General features: G+C 64.3%; 22 protein-coding genes, 1 tRNA gene and 1 riboswitch. Of the genes, 18 read left to right on the top strand and 5 right to left on the bottom strand.

All coding sequences use genetic code 11. From position 1 onward, the window contains the following. Nucleotides 1–110: 110 nt before the first annotated feature. Entirely contained in the window at nt 111–455 is a 345-nt protein-coding gene (locus QM672_RS01420) for an ArsR/SmtB family transcription factor (protein ID WP_394310559.1), read from the bottom strand. 123 nt (nt 456–578) lie between these two features. Between QM672_RS01420 and QM672_RS01415 the strand changes: the two genes are divergently transcribed. Together QM672_RS01415 and QM672_RS01410 are read left to right on the top strand one after the other, a co-directional pair. Then, nucleotides 579–2,027, top strand: a complete 1,449-nt coding sequence (locus QM672_RS01415) for an MFS transporter (protein ID WP_415080411.1) — start codon at nt 579–581, stop codon at nt 2,025–2,027. A 264-nt stretch (nt 2,028–2,291) separates the two neighbouring features. Further along, nucleotides 2,292–4,469 carry a malate synthase G gene (locus QM672_RS01410; RefSeq protein WP_415080410.1) on the top strand — a complete coding sequence of 726 codons (2,178 nt, stop codon included), beginning with the start codon at nt 2,292–2,294 and terminating at the stop codon, nt 4,467–4,469. A 61-nt stretch (nt 4,470–4,530) separates the two neighbouring features. On the opposite strand, the gene QM672_RS01405 is transcribed toward QM672_RS01410, so the two are convergent. Then, entirely contained in the window at nt 4,531–5,184 is a 654-nt protein-coding gene (locus QM672_RS01405) for a tetratricopeptide repeat protein (RefSeq protein WP_311942524.1), read from the bottom strand. A 427-nt stretch (nt 5,185–5,611) separates the two neighbouring features. Here QM672_RS01405 and QM672_RS01400 point away from each other — a divergent pair, with 427 nt between their 5' ends. Together QM672_RS01400 and QM672_RS01395 are read left to right on the top strand one after the other, a co-directional pair. Next, the gene (locus tag QM672_RS01400) at nt 5,612–6,427 is read left to right on the top strand and encodes a DUF975 family protein (protein WP_367624297.1); all 816 of its coding nucleotides are present in this window, start codon (nt 5,612–5,614) and stop codon (nt 6,425–6,427) included. A 135-nt stretch (nt 6,428–6,562) separates the two neighbouring features. Further along, on the top strand, nt 6,563–7,822 hold the full coding sequence (locus tag QM672_RS01395) for a hypothetical protein (protein ID WP_415080409.1): 1,260 nt from the start codon (nt 6,563–6,565) through the stop codon (nt 7,820–7,822). Here QM672_RS01395 and QM672_RS01390 read toward each other — a convergent pair. Further along, the gene (locus QM672_RS01390; RefSeq protein WP_415080408.1) at nt 7,815–8,450 is read right to left on the bottom strand and encodes a TerB family tellurite resistance protein; all 636 of its coding nucleotides are present in this window, start codon (nt 8,448–8,450) and stop codon (nt 7,815–7,817) included. The genes QM672_RS01395 and QM672_RS01390 overlap by 8 nt on opposite strands. Nucleotides 8,451–8,518: 68 nt before the next feature. Then, nucleotides 8,519–9,256, bottom strand: a complete 738-nt coding sequence (gene bluB, locus QM672_RS01385) for a 5,6-dimethylbenzimidazole synthase (protein WP_415080407.1) — start codon at nt 9,254–9,256, stop codon at nt 8,519–8,521. A 42-nt stretch (nt 9,257–9,298) separates the two neighbouring features. Further along, nucleotides 9,299–9,480, bottom strand: a riboswitch (cobalamin riboswitch). A 137-nt stretch (nt 9,481–9,617) separates the two neighbouring features. On the opposite strand from bluB, the gene QM672_RS01380 reads away from it, so the two are divergent. The 11 genes from QM672_RS01380 (at nt 9,618) to QM672_RS01330 (ending at nt 18,930) form a co-directional block, all read left to right on the top strand. Next, nucleotides 9,618–10,238 carry a cupin domain-containing protein gene (locus tag QM672_RS01380; RefSeq protein ID WP_415080406.1) on the top strand — a complete coding sequence of 207 codons (621 nt, stop codon included), beginning with the start codon at nt 9,618–9,620 and terminating at the stop codon, nt 10,236–10,238. 137 nt (nt 10,239–10,375) lie between these two features. Beyond that, the gene (locus QM672_RS01375; protein ID WP_311942541.1) at nt 10,376–11,317 is read left to right on the top strand and encodes a substrate-binding domain-containing protein; all 942 of its coding nucleotides are present in this window, start codon (nt 10,376–10,378) and stop codon (nt 11,315–11,317) included. A gap of 284 nt (nt 11,318–11,601) precedes the next feature. After that, nucleotides 11,602–12,417 (top strand): ATP-binding cassette domain-containing protein, encoded by an 816-nt coding sequence (locus tag QM672_RS01370; RefSeq protein ID WP_394310576.1) that lies wholly within the window; start codon nt 11,602–11,604, stop codon nt 12,415–12,417. Next, a complete protein-coding gene (locus QM672_RS01365; protein ID WP_149253979.1) occupies nt 12,414–13,421 on the top strand; it encodes an ABC transporter permease in 1,008 nt (335 codons plus the stop codon). The genes QM672_RS01370 and QM672_RS01365 overlap by 4 nt, the downstream gene beginning before the upstream one ends. A 17-nt stretch (nt 13,422–13,438) precedes the next feature. Beyond that, the gene (locus QM672_RS01360) at nt 13,439–14,527 is read left to right on the top strand and encodes a phosphotriesterase (RefSeq protein ID WP_367624302.1); all 1,089 of its coding nucleotides are present in this window, start codon (nt 13,439–13,441) and stop codon (nt 14,525–14,527) included. 35 nt (nt 14,528–14,562) lie between these two features. Further along, a complete protein-coding gene (locus QM672_RS01355; protein WP_367624303.1) occupies nt 14,563–15,333 on the top strand; it encodes a glutamine amidotransferase in 771 nt (256 codons plus the stop codon). A gap of 3 nt (nt 15,334–15,336) precedes the next feature. Continuing rightward, nucleotides 15,337–16,251 carry a ribokinase gene (locus tag QM672_RS01350; RefSeq protein ID WP_415080405.1) on the top strand — a complete coding sequence of 305 codons (915 nt, stop codon included), beginning with the start codon at nt 15,337–15,339 and terminating at the stop codon, nt 16,249–16,251. Next, nucleotides 16,248–17,090 (top strand): BtpA/SgcQ family protein, encoded by an 843-nt coding sequence (locus QM672_RS01345; protein ID WP_415080404.1) that lies wholly within the window; start codon nt 16,248–16,250, stop codon nt 17,088–17,090. Before QM672_RS01350 ends, QM672_RS01345 begins: the two co-directional genes overlap by 4 nt. After that, the gene (locus tag QM672_RS01340; RefSeq protein ID WP_415080403.1) at nt 17,087–18,358 is read left to right on the top strand and encodes a Zn-dependent hydrolase; all 1,272 of its coding nucleotides are present in this window, start codon (nt 17,087–17,089) and stop codon (nt 18,356–18,358) included. The genes QM672_RS01345 and QM672_RS01340 overlap by 4 nt, the downstream gene beginning before the upstream one ends. A 99-nt stretch (nt 18,359–18,457) precedes the next feature. Then, nucleotides 18,458–18,736 (top strand): type II toxin-antitoxin system ParD family antitoxin, encoded by a 279-nt coding sequence (locus QM672_RS01335; protein ID WP_394310585.1) that lies wholly within the window; start codon nt 18,458–18,460, stop codon nt 18,734–18,736. After that, entirely contained in the window at nt 18,736–18,930 is a 195-nt protein-coding gene (locus QM672_RS01330) for a type II toxin-antitoxin system RelE/ParE family toxin (RefSeq protein WP_311942569.1), read from the top strand. Before QM672_RS01335 ends, QM672_RS01330 begins: the two co-directional genes overlap by 1 nt. Nucleotides 18,931–19,089: 159 nt before the next feature. On the opposite strand, the gene QM672_RS01325 is transcribed toward QM672_RS01330, so the two are convergent. Next, the gene (locus QM672_RS01325) at nt 19,090–22,122 is read right to left on the bottom strand and encodes a PAS domain-containing protein (protein WP_415080402.1); all 3,033 of its coding nucleotides are present in this window, start codon (nt 22,120–22,122) and stop codon (nt 19,090–19,092) included. A gap of 183 nt (nt 22,123–22,305) precedes the next feature. Here QM672_RS01325 and QM672_RS01320 point away from each other — a divergent pair, with 183 nt between their 5' ends. From QM672_RS01320 to QM672_RS01310, 3 genes are all read left to right on the top strand, one after another. Beyond that, nucleotides 22,306–22,686, top strand: coding sequence for a phasin (locus QM672_RS01320; protein WP_311942575.1), 381 nt, complete (start codon nt 22,306–22,308; stop codon nt 22,684–22,686). 664 nt (nt 22,687–23,350) lie between these two features. Then, complete coding sequence (locus tag QM672_RS01315) at nt 23,351–23,800, top strand: phasin (RefSeq protein WP_068286655.1); 450 nt, start codon at nt 23,351–23,353, stop codon at nt 23,798–23,800. A 132-nt stretch (nt 23,801–23,932) separates the two neighbouring features. Further along, nucleotides 23,933–24,009 (top strand) — tRNA-His (locus QM672_RS01310). The last annotated feature ends 245 nt before the right edge of the window (nt 24,010–24,254 follow it).

The raw sequence follows: 24,254 nt of genomic DNA, 5'->3' as shown, positions 1-24,254 counted from the left end.
CCTGGCCTCCATGCTGCTAAATCAGGGTGTCTCAAGCGCATCGCGCTCTCGGAGCTGCCCCATGGATGGACCCAGCCTCAAATCTCCGCCCAGCTCTCGAAGGCGGATTCTCAACCCGATGCAGCCTCCGCCTCGGCAACGACCCAGGCGAGCAAGCCCGGGAACTTCGCCTCGATATCCGCCCGGCGCAGATAGGTCTTGCGGCAATTGCCATAGTCGATCATACCGATCAGGCCCGCCTCACGCAGCATGCGGAAATGATAGGTGCGCGTGGCCTTGGTCACGGGCAGGCCGAAGGACGAGCAGCCGATCTCCGTGCCGTCGGGGGCGAGCACGAGGGTCGCCACCACGCGCCGCCGATGCGGATCGGCAAGCGCTGCCAAGATGGGGCCGAGAGTGATCTCCTCCCGGCTGGGGTGATCGTCCTGGTCGGATATTGCCGCCTCCCTTGCCATCCGCTCCCTGTCGAGAGGGGATCCTGCATTGGTCGATTGCCAATCGAACCGCTTCTAGGTATGAATAATATCATACTTAAATGACATCGCCGACGCGATAATTACCCAAGAAGAGATTTCATCATGACCAGTCTGCAGCCGGCCGTACCGGAACCATGCAGCACGGGAAGCGAGACGACTTGGACCTCCGCGGCGGAACCGGCTGGTTCCGGCCTGCGAAGGCCGGTCCGTCCGGCGGCCCGCCTGGCCGCTCTCAGCCTCGGCGTCGCGCTGGTGCAGCTCGACGTCAGCATCGTCAATGTCGGGCTCGACCAGATGCGTGGCCTGATGGCGGACGGCGTCGCCGGGCTGCAATGGGTGGTCAACGGCTATACGCTCGCCTTCGCCGGCCTGCTCCTCACCGGCGGTGCGCTCGGGGACCGGTTCGGAGCCAAGCGTCTCTACCTTCTCGGCCTGGCGCTGTTCACCCTCGCCTCGCTGGCCTGCGGCCTTGCGCCGAGCGGCACAGCGCTGATTGCCGCGCGCGTTCTGCAAGGCATCGGCGCCGCTCTGCTGATGCCGCCGTCGCTGGCCCTGGTGGTCCATGCCTATCGCGACCCGTCCGAGCGCGCCAAGGCCATCGGCGTCTGGGGCTCCGTCGGTGGCCTGGCCATGGTGGCAGGCCCCGTGCTCGGCGGCCTGCTGATCGCCCTGTTCGGCTGGCGCAGCATCTTCCTGATCAATCTGCCCGTCGGCCTGCTCGCACTGTGGATGGCACTGCGTTTCACCGAGGAGACGACCGAGCGCCATGTGCGCGCCATCGACCTGCCGGGCCAGATTCTCGGCATCCTTACGGTGGTGGCGCTGACGGCTGCGATCATCGAGGGCGAGCCCCTGGGCTGGAGCCATCCCGCCATTCTCGGCGCCATCGCCGTCTTCCTCCTGGCAGGCGCGCTATTCCTGGCCGTGGAATCCCGAACGGCCGAGCCCATGATGCCGCTGAGCCTGTTCCGCAACCCGATCTTCACGGCTGCAGCCCTGATCGGCACTCTGCTCAATGTCAGCTTCTACGGCGCCATCTTCCTGCTCAGCCTGTATTTCCAGGATGGGCTCGGCATGTCTCCCTTGAGCGCTGGACTTGCCTTCCTGCCGATGACCGGCCTTATCGCGATCACCAACATCATGTCCGGACGCGTCGCCGTGCGTTGGGGTAACCGGCTGCCCATCGTGCTCGGCCTCGCCATCGACACCTTCGGTTTCGTCGCCCTGGCACTGCAGCTGCGGGGGGATGCCGGCTACGCTCATATCTGGTGGCCGCTGCTGCTCATCGGCTTCGGCATGGCGCTCGCCGTGCCTGCCATGATCGGCGCCCTGCTCGCCACCGTAGAGAAAACCCGGGCCGGTATCGCCTCCGGCGTTCTCAACGCCCTCCGCCAGACCGGAGGCGCGGTCGGCGTTGCGGTGTTCGGCGTGATCGGTGCCGGCGGCAGTTCCCTTTCCGGCATGAGCACGGCCATGTGGGTCGCCGCGTTCGGTCTCCTCATCGCCCTGCTGCTCGGCGCGCTGTGCATCAAACGCATGCCGACATCGTAAGGCAGCCTCCAGTCATGTGCGACGGCGAGCGTCCCGCCGCACCGGCAAACCGTGAGAAAAGGGTGGGCAGCCTGGATGAAGCCCACCTCGAATCCGTTGCCAAGAGGCCGTTTGGCCGCAACGCCTATTGTTCTGGGTCTGTGAAAGTGTGACCGTCTCAGCATTGCCATCAGATGGAAATTCGATACCCAACCGGGGATGTTTGGCGTATCCACAACCAGACTCGCCATGATCATGACAATTGCTGACTGATAAGGGATCACCATGAACGACAAGGCTGAAGCCGGACACTCGGCCACACGCGTGGCACGCGGCGGCCTGCTCGTCGCGCCCGAGCTTGTGTCCTTTCTGGAGCAGGAGGCACTGCCCGGCACGGGGGTAGAGGCACAGGCTTTCTGGGATGGCTTCTCTGCGCTGGTTCGTGAATTCGGACCGCGCAACAAGGCGCTCTTGCAGCGGCGCGACGAACTGCAGGCCCAGATCGATGCCTGGCACCTCGCCCACCATGGCCAGCCCCATGACCGCAATGCTTACAAGGCTTTCCTCACCGAGATCGGCTATCTCTTGCCCGAGGGCGACAATTTCACCATCGCGACCGAGAATGTGGATCCGGAGATCGCCACGGTCGCAGGTCCCCAGCTCGTGGTGCCGATCACCAATGCACGCTTCGCGCTGAACGCCGCCAATGCGCGCTGGGGCAGCCTCTATGACAGCCTCTACGGCACCGACGCGGGCGGCGGCCCGCCGCCCGCCGGCAGTTACAACCGCGGCCGCGGCGCGCGCGTCGTGGCAAGGGCGCGAGTTTTCCTCGACGAGGCCTTCCCGCTCGAGGGTACGAGCCATGCGGATGCCCGGCGCTATCATATCCGCAACGGCGCACTTCTGGTCGACGACATGCCGCTGCTCGAACCGGAGAAATTCATCGGCTATCGCGGCCATCCACGCGCGCCCGACGCCGTGCTCCTTCGCAACAACGGATTGCACGTCCAACTGATCTTCAACCGGGCCCACTCGATCGGCAGCCGCGACCAGGCGGGCCTCGCCGACATCCGGCTGGAAAGCGCCATCTCGGCGATCATGGATTGCGAGGATTCGGTTGCCTGCGTCGATGCCGAGGACAAGGTGGTCGCCTATCGCAACTGGCTTGGACTGATGCAGGGTGGCCTGACGGAGACCTTCCGCAAGGATGGGGTCGAAATGACGCGCAAGCTCAACCCGGACTTGACCTTCACCGCACCGAATGGCGGCGAAGTCTCGATCAAGGGCCGGGCGCTGATGCTGGTGCGCAATGTCGGCCACCTCATGACCAATCCGGCCATCCTCGACCAGGATGGCGGAGAGATCTTCGAAGGCCTGATGGATGCGATGGTGACCACGCTGATCGCCATGCATGACCTGAAGAAGTCCGAGGGCCTGCGCAATTCGGTCACCGGCTCGGTCTATGTGGTCAAGCCCAAGATGCACGGGCCTGCCGAGGTCGCCTTCGCCGACGAGGTCTTCACCCATGTCGAAACGGTGCTCGGCCTGCCCAAGCATACCGTCAAGCTGGGGGTGATGGACGAAGAACGGCGCACCAGCGTCAACCTCAAGGAGTGCATCCGGGCGGCGAAGCATCGCATCGTCTTCATCAATACCGGCTTCCTCGATCGTACCGGGGACGAGATCCATACCTCGATGGAGGCCGGCCCGTTCAGCCGCAAGGACTTCATCAAGCGCAAGGACTGGATCGGCGCCTACGAGAACCAGAACGTCGACATCGGCCTGCAATGCGGCTTTTCGGGCAAGGCTCAGATCGGCAAGGGCATGTGGGCGATGCCGGACAAGATGGCGGCCATGCTGGAAGCCAAGATCGAGCATCCCAAGGCGGGCGCCAATTGCGCCTGGGTCCCCAGCCCGACGGCTGCCACGCTCCACGCCCTGCATTACCACAAGGTCGACGTCTTCGCGGTGCAGGCCGCGCTGGCGAAAGGCGGCAGGCGGGCCTATGTCGAGACGATCCTCGAAATCCCGGTCGCAAGCTACCAGAAGTGGACGCCCGAGCAGATCCGCCGCGAGGTCGAGAACAATGCGCAGGGCATCCTCGGCTATGTGGTGCGCTGGATCGACCAGGGCATCGGGTGTTCGAAGGTGCCTGACATCAACGACGTCGGACTGATGGAGGACCGCGCGACCTGCCGCATCTCGGCGCAGCATGTCGCCAACTGGCTCCACCACGGCATCGTTGATGAAGATGAGGTCAGGCAGATCATGCGTCGCATGGCGGAGGTCGTGGATCGCCAGAACGCCGGCGATCCCCACTACCGTGCGATGGCTCCTGGTTTCGACGGGGTGGCCTTCCGGGCGGCGTGCGATCTGGTCTTCGAGGGCCGCTCGCAGCCATCGGGCTATACCGAACCGCTGCTCCACGCGCGCCGGCGCGAATTCAAGGCGGCGCAGGCCTAGTTCCGTCGAGCTGTAAAATGAGAACTCACCCTCCCCTGAAAGGGAGGGTGAGGAACGACGATTACCCCAGTTCGGCCAGGGTGTGCCTGGCCTCGGCATGCTCGGGATCGAGCTCGACCAGTCTTTCGAAAATCTTGCGGGCCTCCTCGGTTTTACCGAGAGCGCGGGCCGAACGGCCAAGGCCAACAAGGGCCTCCGGCGAGGAGGGCCTCAAGGCCACGGCCTGCTGGTAATGGGCAGCGGCCGGCTCGGCCCGTTGGTTGTGCAGGAGGAGGTCGCCCAGGCCGATATGGGCCTCGACATGGTTCGGCTCGAGCTTCAGGCAGGTCAGATAGGCCTGCAGCGCCTCGTCACCGCGCTCGAGCGAAGCCAGCAAATTACCGTAGTTATAATGGGTATCGGCCGCCTTGGGGTCGAGCTTCAGGGAGGAGCGGAAGCAATATTCCGCACGCGACTCATTGCCGAGGCCACGATTGGCGAGCCCCAGCCGCATCTGAGCGTCGGCGCTGCCGGGATTGACCTCGACTGCCCGGCGAAGCACCTTCTCGGCCTCGTCATTGGCGCCCCGCTGCAGCAGGAGCGTACCGAGCAGGTTCAGGGCGTTGAAGTCCCCGGCGCGACCGGCCAGGATCTCGCGATAAGCGGCCTCGGCGGCATCGAGCCGGCCTGCGCGATGATGCTCGACGGCTTTCTTCAACTTTGCTTCGGCGGCCATGCTGCGTTGTCCGGATGGGGCGGGAGGAATTGCCGGACCTTGTGGCGGATCGGGCTACAAAGGTCAATCCAGGCCCGCATCAAGGCGTTTTGCGATCTGGTGGATTCCCTGAGAAACGCAAAGGCACAGCCAAACAAGGCGTTGGAGCAGACAGGCGCAAACGTTGGAGCGCGTCTTGCCATGACGACACAGATCGGTTTTCCCCGCAGTATCAGGTGTGACGCACGGGACTCCGTTTCTGAATCGAGGCCGCTAGGATAGCGTGCGTCATTGCACTCTACTTGCCGAAAAGGACAGCCATTTCTGTTGAAGCCTTGACCTTTCAATCGTGCCGGCCGGATCGAAGATCCGATTGTGTTGATCATGAGCAAGGGGAGCTCTCATGTCAGTCGCCTCGCCATCATCCGAACATCCAGGAAGCAGTCCCTTGGGCATCGGGCAGATCATCTCCGATGCCTTTGGCGTCAGCCTGCGAAACTACGGCTGGTCTCTCCTGCTGCAGCTGGCAGTCTTCGCCATATTCTTCGGCTTGCTTGGCTCGTTCTTCTGGTCCGCCTTGTATGGTGACCAGCTCGCCGTCGAGTCGGCTATCGCAAGAAGCATCGGAATATTCTACCTCCTGCTCCTCGCGGCCTGTTTCCTGTCGCTCGCTTTTTATTGTGCATTGATCCGTCTGATCCATGATCGCCACGTGGATCCGGCCAAGCCCGTGATGGCGGCCTGCATCGCCGGTGCCAGGCGATTCTTGCCAGCCCTTGGCCTGCTGCTGATCTATTTGCTGGCCTATATCGCGCTTTACCTGGTTGCCGCTTTGCTCGGACTGGTCTTCTTCGGCATTGGCGCCCCGCCCGGCTTCGTCATCGTCGCCATGCTGATCGCCGGTATTTTCGCCCTCTATCTGGTCTTTCCCTATCTGCTTTCCTTCGTCATCTGCATCAACGAGGATATCGGACCGATCCGCGCGCTTGGCCGCAGCCGCTATCTCAGCGCGGGATATCGCTGGCCTCTGTTCGGCATGATGCTGCTGACCTGGGTGATCTGGTTCGCCTACCTCCTGATCGTGAATGTTCTGGCGCGGATATTCGGGCCCAGCGGCGGCATTGCCGCCTTGATCATGATGCTGCTCGTCCTGCCGCTGATGTATGCCTGGCTGATCGGGGTCTATTCCATTGCCGCCTATCGCCTGCGGGTGCTCAAGGATGGCGTCGATTTGACCGGCAGCGTGGCTGATGTGTTCGACTGAGGCCCCGTACTGAAAAAGCTCTATCCCCGGCGCCGCAAAGCCGTTGCGGCGTTCGCGGCCTCTGCCCTATCCAACGATCTTTCAGGCAGGCTCCATCCGATTCCCGGTGAATGCCGCGCCTGCACGGGAATGACGATGCGCTATCTGCTGACATGGGCCATGGCCGCCGCGATGACGGTGGCGGTCTCTTTCGTGCCGGCCAAGGCCGACAATACGGCCTCGGCCCTGTTCCAGAGCTATCTCGGCAAGGGCCGCATCAGCGAGGCGGACGAACAGATGCTGGCCCTCGCCACCAAGGCCAGCGGCAATGCCGACGCTAGGCTCGGCCTCGGCATGGTACGCACCGCCCGCGCGCTCGAACATCTGTCGCAGGCCCTCTACAAATATGGCTTCGCCACCGAAATACCGGCCATGCGCCTGCTCGGCCTGTCCGGGACCGTTTTCAGCACCAATCCCGAGCCGCAGCCGATCACCTATCAGGATTTTCGCGGCATCCTCGCCACGTTCCTGGCCGATCTCGAAAGGGCGGACCAGACCCTGGCTGAAGTCGGCGATGTCGAGGCCAAGCTGACGGTCGATCTCTCCGTCACCCATTTCGACTGGAACGGCGACGGCACCATCGACGAACGCGACCATATCGGCGCAGCGATCTCGGGCCTCGACGATGCCGGCAAGCCCAAACCCTTCATCGTCGCCTTCGACACGGCCGACGCCAAATGGCTGCGCGGCTATTGCAACTTCCTGATGGCCCTGACCAAGACCCTCTTGTCACACGACATGTCGCGCAGCTGGGACGCCGGCTTCGGCAGCCTGTTTCCGCGCGCCGTCAGCGGCCTTGCCAAGGCCAATGGCGTCGATGGTGACGACGGACTGGGCATGACCCTGTTCGGCACCAGCAAGCGCGATACCGATGCCATCGCCGACCTGATCAGCCTGGTGCACACCATAGACTGGCCGGTGGCCGACAAGGCGATGTGGCTGGAAGTGCGCGGCCATTTCAAGACGGTGATCCGGCTCAATCGTGAGACCTGGGGACTGATCGCCAAGGAAACCGACGACGACCACGAATGGCTTCCCGGCCCACGGCAGAAGAGCGGCGTGCTCCCCTCCCTCGAAGTGACGCAGGAGCGCATCGACTCGTGGCTCGCGCTGCTCGGGCAGGTCGACGAGGTGCTGGACGGCAAGCTTTTGATGCCGCATTGGCGCTTTGCCAAGGGCATCAATCTCGCCAGGGTGTTCGAGCAGCCCGGCAACTTCGACCTGGTGCTGTGGATCACCGGCCCGGGGGCCCTGCCCTACCTCGACAATGGCAAGGTGATGGACGCCGAGGCCTGGGGACAGGCCACGCGCATCTTCGGCGGCGACGTCGCGAGCTACGCCTTCTATTTCAATTGAGCGAGCGCCCGGCTGCGGCATCCGGCGCGAGCAGGTGCCGCTTCAGGCGAACGATCGCCTCGCGCTGCAAATCGCTGGCCTCACCATAGGCATTGGCGACCTCGGTCAGCATGTCGATGAGCTGCTGGCGCTCGGGCAAAGACAGGCGGGCGCGGAAAAGCGGCACCAATTCCTCGGCAACCGGCGTGAACACCCGGCCGCGATCCGTCAATTGCAAGGCCTGCTCATAGATACGCTCGCGGTCGCCGATCCCGAGCGGGTCGCTCATCAGGGCGAGGATGGTGTCCCGTTCGGCCCGGGTCAGCAACCCATTGGTGCGGACGAGCTGGATCATCAGGACGACGGCAGCGAGCCTGGGATCATCGATGGCCTTGAGCGAGACACGCTCCAGCGCCTGAGGCCGGACCGTGTCGGCACCCCGGTCGAGCGGGAGGGGAACCACCTTCGGGACGGCCTCGAGCCGGCGTGCTGCCGCCGGCTTGCGGGCCTTGCCGCGCAACAGCCAGAACAGGCCGACGACGGCGGCCACGAACGCTCCGATCAGGATCGCCCTCGGCCCCTCCAGCAGGACCAGGCTGGTGATCAGCAGAGCAATGATCCAGATCGCATTCTTACGCAGGAAATCCATCGCCCGTATCATCCGATCGGGACGGCGCATATCTGCGCCGGCCACCCCAAAGCATTTTGTGCTTTGCTCTATGAAGCTGCATCTCCCATAGCGGCCCGCATGGCGGCGAGCAAGGGATGGCCGGGCTGCCGGCCGTCCCAGCCGTCGAAGCTCAGCACAGCCTCCGGCGGCAGGCGCTGGCGCCAGCCCTTCACCTCCAGTTCGGGCCGGGCATAGGCTTCGTGCACATAGCCCAGGCACAGATAGGCGACCGGCACCACCCGCGCGGGAATGCCCAGCGCCTCACGCAGGCGCGCCGGATCGACGATACTGACCCAGCCGACCCCGACCCCCTCGGCCCGTGCAGCCAGCCAGATATTCTGCACCGCGCAGACGGTGGAATAGCGGTCCATCGCCATGTCATGGGTGCGGCCAAGCACCACCGGGCCGGCGCGGTCGGGATCGCAGGTGATGCACAGATTGACCGGGGCATCGATGATGCCTTCCAGCTTCAGCGCGCGATATTGCGCCTGCTTTTCAGGCGGGAACATTGCCACGGCCTCGGCATTGGCTTCCTCGAACAGAGCCTGCACCTTGCGCCGGGTTTCGGGGCAGCGCAGCACGAGAAAACTCCAGGGCTGCATGAAGCCGACCGAGGGCGCGTGATGCCCGGCCGTGAGGATGCGGGCGAGGACATCATCCGGCACAGGCTGCGGGCTGAACTGGCTGCGAACGTCCCGCCGGGTGAAGATAGCGCGATAGACGGCTTCACGTTCGGCCGGCGAAAACGGCCCCGAGGGCGCGAGCGCCTCGTTGGATGGGTCCATCGTCATTCCCCTTGCGATGGCAATCGCCGCGCCGTCCGCGCACGCCGATCTATCGCCTCCGGCCGGTCTTCTGACTCGGGATCCACCCATCCGGACGCCTTCCCCGCAGAACGAGTGGCCTGAAACCTGCCCGGATAGTCCCCCTTACAGCGTTGGGCACGTCGCGGCTTCAAACCGCGTTCCCGATTCTCCCGCAAGCGGGCACCGAAGGTCTTGCGGGTGTAGCATGGCAGGTGCCGGCTGCCCAGCCGTTTGGGGCGCCGATGCCGAGCTGCCAGCGGCGAAGTGGACAGGGTGCAGGCTTGTGGCCTAGAATCGTCGGCTAGGCTTTCGGGCAATGACGCATCCTGGCAATCGCGAAATGAACAAAATCGATCTCAAACGGCGCGCCGGCGATCAGCCCGATCCCCTGGAACAGGCCAATCCCGTGCGGCTCGGCACCCGCCTTCGCCTGGCCCGGCAGACAAGGGGGCTGACGCTAAAGGCCCTGGCCACGGCCGCGGACTGCTCGGAAAGCCTGTTGTCCAAGATCGAGAACGGCAAGGCTTCCCCTTCCCTGCCCATGCTGCATCGCCTCGTCGAGGTGCTCGGCACCAATATCGGCTGGATGTTCGAGGAATCGGATAGCGAAGAGGGCATCGTCTTTCGCGCCGGCACGCGCCCGCTGATCTCGCTGGACCCGCTCCGGCGCGGCGAAGGCATTTCGCTGGAACGGGTGATCCCCTATTCGCCCGGCCACCTTCTCCAGTGCAACATCCACCATATCGAGGCCGGCGGCGAGAGCGCCGGGCCGATCCAGCACCAGGGCGAGGAAGTCGGCTATGTGCTGGCCGGAACCGTGGAGCTGATGGTCGGCGAGCGCACCTTCAAGCTCTCCGCCGGCGATACCTTCGTGTTCAAGTCGGAACTGCCGCACTGGTATCGCAACACCGGAACCGAGCGCGCCAGCATCTTCTGGGTCAACACGCCCGCCACCTTCTGAGGCTTTACGCCGTCGGCGTTTCAAGAATCCCCGAAACCGCCATTCAAGTAACTTGACATGAATTCAAGTCTCTTGAATGATGCGGATGTCAGAACTGAGAATGAGCCCGGCACGGGCCATCCATGAAGGGAATTGAAATGCGGCTTTCAAAATATCTCGCCGGCTGCGCGGCGGCGGCAGCCCTGGCGCTGTCCCTCGGATCGGTGTCCGCTTCGGCCGACACTTTCGCCCTGGTCACCATCAACCAGCAGGCCCTGTTCTTCAACCAGATCAACGAAGGCGCTGAAGCCGCCGCCAAGGCGGCCGGCGCCAAGCTCGTCATCTTCAACGCCAACAATGTTCCAAGCGCCCAGAACGACGCGATCGAGAACTACATCACCCAGAAGGTCGACGGCATCATCCTGATCGCCATCGACGTCAATGGCGTGAAGCCCGCCATCACCGCCGCCAAGAAGGCCGGCATCCCCGTCATCGCCATCGATGCCCAGATTCCCGACGGCGACAATGTCTCCTTCGTCGGCGTCGACAATCTCAAGGCGGGCGAGGACATCGGCAAGTTCTATGCCGACTACGTCAAGGCCAAGCTGAATGGCACCGCCAAGATCGGCGTGGTCGGCGCCCTCAATTCCTATATCCAGAACCAGCGGCTGGACGGCTTCAAGAAGGCGGTGACGGCGAGCGGCCTCAAGGTCACCTTCCTCGACACCGTCGACGGCCAGAACGTGCAGGACGTGGCGCTGAGTGCCGCCGAGAACCTGATGACGGCCAACCCCGACATGACCACGCTCTACGCCACCGGCGAGCCCGCCCTGCTCGGCACCGTCTCCGCCGTGACCAGCCAGGGGCGCACCGACGGCGTCAAGGTCTTCGGCTGGGACCTGACCAAGCAGGCCATCGAAGGCATCGACCAGGGCTGGGTGACCGGCGTGATCCAGCAGGACCCGGCCGGTGAAGGCAAGGCTGCGGTGGAAGCCCTGACCAAGCTCAAGAAGGGCGAGAAGATCGAGCCGATCATCAACGTTCCCGTGACGATCGTCACCAAGGAGAACGTCGACAAGTTCCGGGGCATGTTCAAGTAACGGGCCGACGGCGATTTCCTGATTAAGGTCGCGCTGCCCCTCACCTTACCTCTCCCCGTAAGAACGGGGCGAGGGGACTTCGATCGCGCATTTCATACCGAAAAGATCTCATCTCGCCCAACCGTTGGGCGAGATGACAGGGCTCAAGAATCGATCACAACGCTTGCGCGCCCTCGCCCCGTTCTTACGGGGAGAGGTAAGGTGAGGGGCAGCACGAGCTTTCGAGATTTGTGAAGTCTCATTTCCGAAGCCTCGGGACGGACTTTTCATTGCCAGGCGGAACCATGATGGACAGTGGCGAACCCTACCGCGTCAAGATGACCGGTATCTCCAAGCGATACAACACGATCCAGACCCTGGACGACGTATCGCTGATGCTCAGGCCCGGCGAGGTGCTGGGACTGGTCGGCGACAACGGTGCCGGCAAATCGACCCTGAGCAAGGTGCTCTCGGGCGCCGTGATCCCCGATTCCGGCACGATCGAGATCGACGGCAAGGTGCAGTCCTTCGCCTCCCCCGCCGATGCCCGCGCCGCGCGGGTGGAGATGGTCTATCAGGACCTGTCGCTGTGCGACAGCGTCGACGTTGCCGGCAATCTCTTCCTCGGCCGCGAGCCCCGGCACCGCATCCTCGGCGTGCCCTTCCTCGACCAGCGCCGCATGCATGGGGAGGCCCGTGACATGCTCGACAAGCTCGGCATCGTCATCGCCGATACCAGGCTGAAGGTCGAGAACCTCTCCGGCGGCCAGCGCCAGTCGATCGCCATCGGCCGCGCGGCTTCCTTCAACCCCTCCGTGCTGATCATGGACGAGCCTACGGCCGCCTTGGCCGTCGCCGAAGTCGAGGCGGTGCTCGACCTGATCCGCACCGTCAGCGCCCGCGGCGTCAGCGTGATCCTGATCACCCACCGCCTGCAGGACCTCTTCCTCGTCTGCGACCGCATCCAGGTGATGTATGAGGGCCGCAACGTCGCCGAGCGCCGGATCGAGGACACCAATATCGAGGAGGTGGTCAACCTCATCGTCGGCCGCAAATTCAACGCCCGCTCCGCCGGAGCCCCCAAGGACAACGCCTCCAAGGACAACGGAGCTCGCGCATGACGGCCTCATCCACCACGCCCGCCCATCGCCCGCGCGTCCACAAGGCCCGCTGGCGCGACAAGGCGATGGCGAACGGCAGCATCATCTCGATCGCGCTGTTCTTCATTTTCGTCTGCCTGGTCTTCTCGATCTGGACCGAGGCCTTCCTCACCGCCCCCAACCTCCTCAACATCGTGCGCCAGTCGGCACCGCTGCTGATCGTGGCGGCCGCGATGACCTTCGTGATCACCACGGGCGGCATCGACCTTTCGGTCGGCTCGGTTCTGGCGCTCGCCGCGACCCTGTCGGCGGCCTCCCTGCAGGCCGGCATTCCCTGGCCCCTCGTCATCGTGCTGATGCTGGCGATGGGCGGCGTGATCGGCGCCATACAGGGCTTCTTCATCGCCTATGAGCGCATCCCCGCCTTCATCGTCACGCTGGCCGGCCTGTCGGTGATCCGCGGCCTCGCACTCCTGATCACCGCAGGCTATTCGATCCCGGTCGAGGCGCAGAGTCCCTTCACCGCGATCGGCCGGGCCTGGTTCCTCGGCATGCCCGTGCCGGCCCTGATCGCCCTAGTGGTGCTGGTCATCGCCTTCCTCGTCTTCAACCGGACGCCCTTCGGCCGCTATGTCACCGGCGTCGGCGCCAATGCCGAGGCCGTCAGGCGCGCCGGCATCAACACCCGCTTCGTGGTGCTGTGTGTCTACATCCTCTCCAGCATGGCGGCATCCGCCGCCGGCGTCATCCTGGCGGCGCGCCTCGGCTCCGGCTCCTCCAATGCCGGCCAGGGTTTCGAGCTCGACGTCATCGCCGCCGTGGTGCTGGGCGGCACCAGCCTGTTCGGCGGGCGCGGCACCGTTGTCGGCACGGTGCTGGGGGCGCTGACGGTGGCGGTGATCGCCAACGGCCTGGTGCTGGCGCATATGTCGCCCTTCCTGACACCCATCGTCACCGGTTCGATCATCCTGATCGCCATCTGGCTCAATTTCCGCCTGTTCAAGGGCGCCATGAGAAGCCATTGAGCATGGAGCCACTGAGCATGGATCACCTGTTCCAGCCCCGTCCCGCCGAACGCAAGCCGATCGGCATCCGATCCGGCACCGCCATGACCGTGCTCGGCCCCGTGCCGGTGGACGATCTCGGCATCACCCTGATGCACGAGCACATCCTGCTCGACGGCGCCCGCACCTGGAAATGCCCGTGCCACCCGGACGAGCAGGCGATCGCCGAGCAGGCGGTGAATATCGAGATCATCGGCGAATTGCGGATGAACCCTTATATGAACCGCGACAATGTCTCGCTCGACGACAGCGACCTCGCTCTGTCCGAGCTCAAGCGCTTCCAGGCGCTCGGCGGCCATACGGTGATCGAGGCCACCAATATCGGCATCGGCCGGGCGCCCGAGAAGCTGGCACGCATCTCCCGCGCCTCCGGCATGAAGATCATCATGGGCACCGGCTTCTATCTGGAGCCGACCCATCCAGACTGGCTGAAGGCAATGAGTGTCGAGGAGGTGACGCAGTTCATCGTCAACGATGTCGGCGGCGGACAAGAACAGCCTGAGATCATGGCGGGGATCATCGGCGAAGTCGGCGTCAGCAAGGACTTCACCGCCGAGGAGGAAAAGTCGCTGCGCGCCTCGGCGCGCGCGGCCGGGATTACCGGCCTGCCGCTCTCCATCCATCTGCCCGGCTGGGAGCGCCTCGGCCACCGCGTGCTCGACATCGTCGAGGCCGAGGGCGCCGATCTCAGGCACACCGTGCTCTGCCACATGAATCCGAGCCATGCGGACCTCGACTATCAGCGAGCCCTGGCCGAGCGCGGCGCCTTCCTCGAATACGACATGATCGGCATGGACTATTACTTTGCCGACCAGGACGCCCAGTCCCCCTCCGACGAGCAGAACGCCACGGCGATCCGCGCGCTGGTCGACATGGGCTTCACCGACCGCCTGCTGCTATCGCAGGACGTCTTCCTGAAGATCATGCTCACCCGCTATGGCGGCTTCGGGTACGGCTTCATCCTCAAGCATTTCGTGCCTCGCCTCCTGCGCCACGGCGTGGAACAGGCCGCCATCGACCGCATGCTCGTCGACAATCCCAAATCCGTGTTCTCCGCCACTGCGTGAGCCCACGCCTTCCCCCCTTTCCCCAAGGAGTGACCATGTCAAAGAAGAAGATCCTGCTCGCCGGCGAATCCTGGGTCTCGACCTCGACCCATATCAAGGGCTTCGACCAGTTCCCGACCGCGACCTATCACACCGGCGCCGATGAACTCCTCGCCGCCCTGAAGGACAGTGCCTTCGACATCACCTTCATGCCCGCGCATGAAGCCCAGCGCCATTTTCCGCAAAATATCGAGGCGCTTTCCGCCTATGATGCCGTCGTGCTGTCCGATATCGGCGCCAACACGCTGCTGCTCCATCCCGATACCTGGATCCACTCCAAGCCCACCCCGAACCGTCTGCGCCTCCTGCGCGACTATGTGCAGAGCGGCGGCGGCCTGCTGATGTTCGGTGGCTATTTCAGCTTCCAGGGCATCAATGGCGGCGCCCGCTACCGCAAGACGCCCGTGGAAGACGTGCTGCCTGTCGAATGCCTTGCCTTCGACGATCGTGTGGAAGTGCCGGAGGGCTATACCCCCGTCGTCACCGGCGCAGCCGATCACCCGATCCTGCAGGGTCTCGGCACGCAATGGCCTATCCTGCTCGGCTATAACGAGGTGACGCTCAAGCCGGGCGCCGAGGTGCTCGCCACCGTCTCCTCTGACTACGGCTCCCAGCCGTTGCTGGTGACCGGCACCTATGGCAAGGGGCGTACCGTGGCCTGGACCTCCGACGTCGGCCCGCATTGGCTGCCGCCGGGCTTCATCGCCTGGGACGGCTACAAGAAACTGTTCGAGCAGATGCTGGTCTGGGCGACCACGAAGGGCTGAACCATGGCGGTGCATGTCGTCGGCAATGTCTGTGTCGACACGACCTTCCGGCTGGAGCGTTTCCCGGTTCCCGGCGAAACGCTCAATGCCGCCGGTCACGCCGACGGCATCGGCGGCAAGGGCGCCAACCAGGCCATTGCCACTTCACGCACGGGCGCGGACGTGACGCTGTGGGCGGCAATTGGCGACGACGCAGCGGGAGGCTGGATCGCCGACCGCCTCGCGGCGGAAAGTCTTGCCTGCCGCCTCACGGCCAAGCCCCTGCCCACAGACCGCTCGGCGATACTGGTCGACGCCGGCGGCGAGAACATCATCGTCACCGGAAGCCTGTGTGCGGAAGCCTTCGATCCGCTCGCGGAAACGGATATTGCCGACAGGATCGCTGCCGGCGACATCCTGGTGATGCAGGGCAATTTGTCGCCCCGGGCCACCGCGGCCTGCCTGGATCTGGCCCGGCATCGCGGCGCCCGCACCATTCTCAACCCCAGCCCGCTGCCCGCCGCAGCAGGTCCCGCACTGCCGCAGGCCGATATCGTCATCGTCAATGAGGGGGAAGCCCAGGCGCTGACCCGCTGCGAGGACCCCGATCAAGCCGCCATGGAACTGCTTCGGCAGGGAGCCGGCATCGTTCTCGTCACCCTCGGCCCCCGGGGTTGCCTCATTGCCGAGGGAACGACGGGAAGCAACCGCCGCCTGCCGGCCCCGGCGGTCAACGCCGTCGATACCAGCGGGGCAGGCGACGTCTTCTGCGGCATCTTCGCCGGCGGCATCGATCTCGGCATGACGCCAGCAGAGGCCGCCAGCCTTGCCATCGCCGCCGCCGCCGTCGCGGTCGGCCGCAGCGGCACCTCGGAATCCTGCCCCAGCAAGGCGGAGATCCGCGACCTCATCAGGACATTGGAAACGGAAAAGCCATGACACCCTCCTCCAAACCCATCGGCCAGGCTGCCGGCGATGCGCTGACCAGCCTGTATGGCAGAACCAAGGTCGTCATCGGCGTGGTGCATCTGGCCCCCCTTCCCGGTTCCCCGCGCTATCAGGGCGAGGCGGTGGAGGCCATCTATCAGCGCGGCCTCGACGATGCGAAGGCCTATCTGCATGGCGGCTGCGACGGCGTGATCGTCGAGAACCACGGCGACATCCCCTTCGCCAAGCCCGACGACATCGGCCCGGAAACCTCGGCCTATATGGCGGTGGTCTCCGACCGCATCCGGCGCGAGCTCGGTCGCCCCATCGGCATCAACGTGCTCGCCAATGCCGCCATCCCGGCGCTTTCCATCGCCAGCGCCGCCGGCGCGGGCTTCATCCGGGTCAACCAATGGGCCAACGCCTATGTCGCCAATGAGGGCTTCGTCGAGGGCGAGGCCGCCCGCGCCATGCGCTTTCGGGCCAGATTGCGCGCCAACGGCATCCACATCTTCGCCGACGCCCATGTCAAGCACGGCGCCCATGCCATCGTCGCCGACAGGCCGGTGGAGGAACTGGTCAAGGACCTCGTCTTCTTCGACGCCGATGCCATCATCGCCACCGGCCAGCGCACCGGCCATGCCGCGGATCTGAGCTATATCCGCATGATCAAGGAAGCTGCCGGCCTGCCGACTCTGGTGGGCAGTGGCGTCACTCCTGATAATGCCAACGACATCCTCTCCATCGTCGACGGCGTGATCATCGCCAGCGCCCTCAAGCATGACGGTGTGTGGTGGAACCCGGTCGATCCCGCCCGGGTGACGGCCTTCATCGCCGGGCTGGCGCGATGACACGTCCGGCAATCAGGGCCGAACGGTTGCAGCAGCGGCTGGAGGCCTTCGCCCATATCGGCGCCACGCCGGCGGGCGGTGTCAACCGCCAGGCCCTCAGCCCGGAAGATCGGGAAGCCCGGCGCCTGCTCGCCGAACTGGCACTGGCCCGGGGCTTTACCGTCTTCCAGGATGCCATCGCCAATCTCTTCATCCGCCGCAGCGGCCGCGACGACAGCCTGCCGCCCTTGCTGATCGGCAGCCATCTCGACAGCCAGCCGACCGGCGGCCGCTTTGACGGGGCCCTCGGCACGCTCTCGGCCTTCGAGGTTCTCGAAGCGCTGGAGGATGCCAAGCTGGAAACACCGGGACCTATCGAAGTGGTGGCCTGGACCAATGAGGAAGGCAGCCGTTTCGCACCTGGCGTGATGGGGTCGATGGCCTTTGCCGGCGCGGCCGATCCGGCGCAATGGCAGTCCCTGGCCGGCAGCGATGGCGCCTCCTTCTCGGACGAACTCGCCGCGACGCTCGCGGCCCTGCCCGAAGCGGCCCTGCGTCCGCTTGGTACGCCCCTGTCCGGCTATATCGAGCTGCATATCGAACAGGGACCGTCGCTTGAAAAGGAAGGCCTCGCCATCGGCGTGGTGACGGGTGTCCAAGGCACGCGCTGGCTCAAGGTGACCGTCACCGGCGAGGCCGGCCATGCCGGCACCACGCCCCTGCCCTATCGCCGCGACCCGATGGTGGCGGCCGTCGGCATGATGCATCAGCTCCAGGCCAGCGTGATGCCCTCCGATGCCGACGCCAGGCTGACGGTGGGGCGGATCGCCACCATCCCGGGTTCTGTCAATGCCATCCCCAAGGCCGTGACCTTCAGCCTCGACCTCCGCCATCCCTCGGCTATCAGGCTCGATGCCATCGAAGGCGAGGTGCGGGCCATCTGCCGCGCCGAGGGCGAGAAGCAGGGCTGTTCGGTCGAGATCAGCATGGCCTTCGACATGCCGCCGGGCGTCTTCGCGCCCGGGATGATCGACACCATCGAGGCCGCGGCCGGCCGCCTCTCCTTGCCCAGCAAGAAAATGGTCTCGGGCGCCTTCCACGACGCGCTGTTCCTTGCCCGCGTCGCGCCGACAGCGATGATCTTCGTGCCCTGCCGGGACGGCATCAGCCACAACGAAGCCGAATATGTCGAGCCCGCCAGCATCAGAGATGGCGCCCGGCTCCTGCTCGAAGCGACGGTCGCGGTGGCGTATGGGGCTGCGATGACATCGGGAGGAGAGCGCCCGTAGGATCTAGGGCGTGCCATCGGCTAAGTTTGCGCCTTTGTTAGCATCATGGTAGGAAAAAGTAGCAAGATCCATGATCTCCACACAAGGGGATATGCCCTGATGGCCTCCGTGGAAAAAGTAAGCATCGCCCTGACGGTCAAGCAGATTTCGAGCCTCCGAGGTGCCGTCGAGGCCGGTGAATATGCGTCGACTTCGGAGATCGTGCGGGAAGCCCTGCGCGATTGGGAGGTCAAGCGGGAAATGCGCCGTAACGAGATCGAGCGCCTGCGCCGGGCTTGGGACGAGGGGATTGCCAGCGGACCCGGCCGAAGCATCGACTTTGAGGCTGTAAGGGCCGAAGGCCGTCGCCGCCTCGCAGCAATCAAAGCCAAGCCCTGATGGCCGCCGCGCTGATCTGGACACCGCAATCGGAAGAAGATCTGCTCGATATCTACGTAGCCATTGGCCTCGACAGTCCTGCCGCAGCAGACAAGATCTATGATCGCTTGAAGGATGTTGCCCAATTGTGCTGCGCGATAACCCTCCTCTTGGAACCGCCCGCCCGGAAATCAGGGAATTTGCGAGAGTCCTAGTGATTGCACCCTATCTCGTCGTTTATCGGCTCAAGCCGGACGATGAGATCATGCCGGTAAACGAAGTCGAGGTCATCCGTGTCGTCGACGGAAGGCGCGACCTCACATCCCTCTTCTGATATCCTTGCCGGCGATCTGGCAGCCACGTGTGACGCACCCTTACTCCGCCAGCACCCGCGTCGAGGGGAAAGTAACCTCGACCAGCGTGCCCGAATTCTTGGTGGACTGGATGGTGAAAGCTGCCCGGTTGGCCTCCACCAGCGCCTTGGTCAGCGGCAGGCCGAGGCCGGTGCCACCCAGTGTGGTCGAGGCGACCTGGCGGAAGGGCTCCATGGCGATGGCGAGTTCGCGTTCGGTCATGCCGACGCCGGTGTCGCGCACCCTGAGCACAGCCTCGCCGCGCTCCGACAAGGTGGTGGAGATGATGGCCTGGCCGCCGGCCTGGGTGAACTTGATCGAGTTCGACAAAAGGTTCAGCACGATCTGGCGCATGCTGCGGCCGTCGGCCACCACATTGGGCAGGTTTCCGGCCAGCGCCATGCGGATGATGATGCGGTCGCGGCTGGCCTGGGGCTGCATCAGGCTGACGGACTGCTGCACGACCTCGTTGAGATTGACGCTGGAGAAGCTGAGGTCGAGCTTGCCGGCTTCGATCTTGGAGAGATCGAGCAGATCGTTGACCAGGCTGATGACATGCTCGCCAGAGGTATGGATGTCGCGGGCATAGGAGCGGTACCGCTCATTGCCCATCGGGCCGAAGCGCTCCTCCATCATCACCTCGGCGAAGCCGATGATGGCGTTGAGGGGCGTGCGCACCTCGTGCGAAATCTTGGCGAGGAAGTCGGATTTCTGCGAGGAGGCCTCCTCGGCCTGGCGCTTGGCGGCCGTCAATTCGCTCTCGGCCTTCTTGAAACTGGTGACGTCGCGCAGCACGGCACAGAAGCGCTTGGCCTCCTCGCCCGTCCTCTCGCTGCCGAGCCGGCCGATGGTCATGAACAGCGGCACCGAACCGCCCTGGCGCACGCGCCCGATTACCTCGCGGCCGTCGTTGAGCAGGCTGGCCACACCGTTGGAGCGCAGGCTGTCGAGATAGTCGAAGGCGGCCCGATGGCTCTCCGGCGCAAACAGCAGCAGGAGGTCCTTGCCGATGATCTCGCGCTGCTCATAGCCGAACAATGCCTCGGCGCTGCGGTTGATGCTGACGATGCGGCCCTGCCCGTCGAGAATCACCACGCCGTCCGTGGCGGTATCGAGCACGGCCTGGAGCTCGTCGGCCCGGCGTTCCGCCGCGTGCAGCTTGTCGGCACCGACCTCGCCGAGCGGGCGGCGAACGGAAATGAGCAGGGCGCTCTCCCCATCCCAATGCGTGGTCTGCACACGGCCGTCGACGGCAATCGTCTCGCCCGAAGCCGTTTTCAGGAGCACGCCGGGATTGGCCTCCTCGCCCGGGGGAACGGGGTCGCTGCCCGCAAAGACATGGTCGAGGCCGCCGACCTGGCGGATCGCTTCGACATCGGGATAGCCGAGCAGTTCGAGCATGGTGCGATTGGCGAATTGCAGGTCCTCGCCGCGAGCGATGAAGATGCCGATCGGCAGCCGATCGATCAGGGCGACCGGCACCTTGTCGAGACGTCCGAGCTTGACCGGGCGTGCCACCGGTTCCGGCGCGCTTGCGGGCACCGTTTCGCCCGGGCCGGCCTCCGGCTCCGAAGCGGCATCCTCCAGCCAGCGGATCTCGTCGGCACTCAAGGCCGGCGCGACCGCGTGTTCGGCGGGCTCGGGATCCGGTTCTACAGGAGGGATCGCCGTGTCAGGCTTTTCGGCGCGCGTTTCCGATTCCGACGCAGTTGCAGCCTTCTCGCGATCGGCATGATCGGGCTCGGCCGCGGGGCGGACCTCCTGCCTTGCCGGCTCCTCGCGGCGCTCACCCTCGATACGGGCGCCGAGAGCCTTGGCGATCTCGTGGAAGGCGATGCGCTCCGTCGGCGTCAGGCTGTGCCGTTCGAGAGGTGAACGCTCCGAGGTGGGTCTTTCAGATACAGGCCGCTCGGAGGCCGGTCTTTCTTGGGAAGGCTTGTTCGGCAGGCGCACCACATTGCTGTCGGTATTCCCGGCGGTCGCGCGAAATGTCGGCTCTTCAGGAACGGGCGCTGGCGCCGGTTCCTCTTCCTCCGCCGGATCGGCGTCCTGCCAGACGATCGTGGCTTTCGGCGGCGGTGCTTCGGCCTCGACCGGGGTCGATAGCGGCCGTGGCAGACCGGCCATGCCGAAGCCACGGAATCCGGCAAACTGCCCCTCGCCCTGGAATTGCGGCGACGCGCTCAAAGTGACCGGCGTTTCCTGGCGCGCGACTGAATCGGGCCACAGGAAGGACAGGCCGGTCCAGGTGCGCTGGCCGGCAAAGGCCCCGATGATGGCCGTGGTGTCGCGCAGGCCATGCGCCGCAGCGATGTCGGCGAAGCGCCGACCAGTCCAGTCCGCAGCCTTCCGGCCCAGAGCCTGCGCCAATTCGGTCGAAACGGAGACGAAACGTCCCTCCGCATCGGTCTGGAAGACAAAGCGCAAGGGCTTGCTGCGAGCCACCGGCGAGGGCTCGGATGCCTGGCTCCGAACGGGCTCCGGTGGCGAGGACAGCGGCGCATCGGGCCTCATCGGTTCCGCACGTTCGCCATCGGCCTCGACCCAACGCCAGGCACCGCTCTGCTCGAAGGGCTTGGCGGCGGGCGATTCACCGGACGGGATCGAGGCCGGCTCCGTGCCCGGCAAAGGCGGCAGCGTATCCACGACCGAGGGCGGGGCCCAGCTGTGCTGGCGCCGTCCGCGCGGAAGATCGAGCGATTGCACCAGCAGCCCGAGAAATCCTTCCGGACCGTCAAAGGACCGGCAGGCACAGGACAGGGTATCGAGCGCCCCCATGCCGGGCAGGCGCAGGCGCTCGAGCCGCATGGCGCCCGGCCTCGGCAGTTTACGGGCGATGGCCGCGATCTGGGGCGAGAGCGAGACCAGGGCTGGGCTCGATTGCTGGCGCAGGATATCGGCGGGCAGCAGCCCCAGACTCTGGGCTCCGGCGCGATTGGCCCAGGCGAGCGCACGCCCGTCCAGATGCCAGACAAAGGCCGGGCGCGGGTCGTCCATCAGCGCCTGCAGGCGCTGATCGGCCATCAAAGCCGTCCGCAACATCGCCTCGATCATGCCGTTTTCCAAGAACCTGCCGAAATGACTAACAAAGTATGAATACAGATGGAAAACAAAAGGGTAAATCGCCGCTCCCCCGTCATCCCCCGCTGATCTGGGGCATGGTTAAAACGGCAAGCCTGCGCTATCGTCACCCGCACCGTCACCGGCCTGGGGACGGGGGCAACGGAGGAGACGCCTATGACAACCAAGCCGCCGAACTTCGAAATTCCGTCCGAGATGCGCGACCTGGCGGAAAAGAGCGTCGATCAGGCCAAGAAGGCGTTCGACGGTTTCATGGGGGCTGCCTACAAGGCAGCCGGTACCATCGAAGGCACGAGCGATGCCATCCAAACCGGCGGCAAGGATATCGGTCGCAAGGCCCTGACCTATGCCGAGCAGAACGTCGCGGCCGCGTTGGACTTCGCCTCGAGCCTGGTCAAGGCCAAGGACCCCCAGCAAGTGCTGCAACTGCAGAGCGATTTCATCAAGGCGCAGCTCCAGGCTTTCGGCGAGCAGGCCAAGGATATCGGTGCCACGGCCAGCAAGCTGGCTTCTGACGTCACCAAGCCGAAGAAATAGGGCCTCGTCGAATCGCGTTGCCGGGATTGCCCGTAGAGGCAGCCCGGCAAGGCCGCAGCCCGACCTCGACTCCAGGAAATGCGAGGGATTCCTTCCGGCCTCTCGGGGGGAGATGCGGGCAGGACCTCACACGAGCATTGATTTGGGGCTTTCGGCATGGAAGCTTGCCCGGTGCAAGGTAAAATACTGCTTGAAATCTGCGTGTTAATAATTCCAGACAACTGAACTATTCTTGCCGTCACCGCAAAAAGACAGCCCTGTCTTGCATTCACGGCATATCTCTTCGTCGAGACCGCAAGCAATACTTTCCCTTGCGTAATGCCGGCCTTGCCTTCTGGACGTGAAGAGCACCGATTTGGCGGGGAATTGTCACAAAAATGCCTATTGCAACGCAATATCGAGCAAAATTCCGTCGATCCCCACGGTTTTGACCACACACAAAAATTCACCGATAGGCATAATTTTGGGCATGAATCGCTTAAAATTTGTGCTTTTATCGGACGATTGTGCACTGCAACAGAGTTATTGCATCGCACAAGGGCATTTGATATAGATTGTGGCAGGTGAGGTCGCCCCACATCGCGGCATGTCATGCCGAAGGCTCCTCAAGACGTTTCGTTAAGTCCACTGATCCAATTTCACCCTTACTCCCAAGGAGCGTTCTATGGTTGCCGCCAAGAACAAGACTGAAACTGAACTGGCCTTCGAAAATCTCTCCAAGCTGGAAATTCCTGCTTCCGTCCGTGACTTCGCCGAGAAGGGCGCTGCCCAGGCCAAGGACACCTATGCCAAGATCAAGGTTGCTGCCGAAGAAGCTTCCAGCGCTTTCGAAGGCGCCTACAGCACCGCTTCCAAGGGCGTTTCGACCCTCGGCCTGAAGGTCCTGGAGTCCGCCCGCACCAACACCAACGCTTCCTTCGACCATGCCATCGCCCTGTTCGGCGTGAAGACCTTCTCGGACGTGATCGAGCTCAACACCGCTTTCCTGCGCAAGCAGGCCGAGACCTTCTCGGCCCAGGCCAAGGAATATGGCGAGCTCGCCCAGAAGGTCGCCAATGAGACGATCGCTCCGGTCAAGGCTCAGGTCGAGAAGACCTTCAAGAGCGTTGCCTGATTTTTCAGCTCCGCTGACGTTTCGAGGCCCGGACTTGGTCCGGGCCTTTTTCTTTGATTGGGGGCGAATGAAAAAATCCCCTGCCTGCACACTTGAAATAGCGGAACGATCCCGCTAAACGCATGCCCAGATGCAGTTGTAGCTCAGTTGGTTAGAGCGTCGGATTGTGGCTCCGAAGGTCGGTGGTTCGAGTCCACCCAACTGTACCATCGCACGGCCTTGGTGCCGGGATGGTACAAATCTTCATTCCATGCTCCCGGAATGCTGCTCGCCCAGACATTGTCAGGCTGATTGTGCCGACCGGTCATAGGGTTTCTCGAACGCACGATTCGCGGCGGCATCGGACGCGATGCCGAGATATGGCCGCCGGTTCAAATCTTGCCGCTCTCGCGACTCATGTCGATGCCCTGAAGGCCGCCCCGCCTTCCTCGACATCTCCGCTGGCCATCCGGTA

This window comes from Labrys sp. (in: a-proteobacteria) (assembly GCF_047605565.1).
Lineage (GTDB): Bacteria > Pseudomonadota > Alphaproteobacteria > Rhizobiales > Labraceae > Labrys > Labrys neptuniae.
This window is presented reverse-complemented; position numbering and strand designations above follow the sequence as displayed.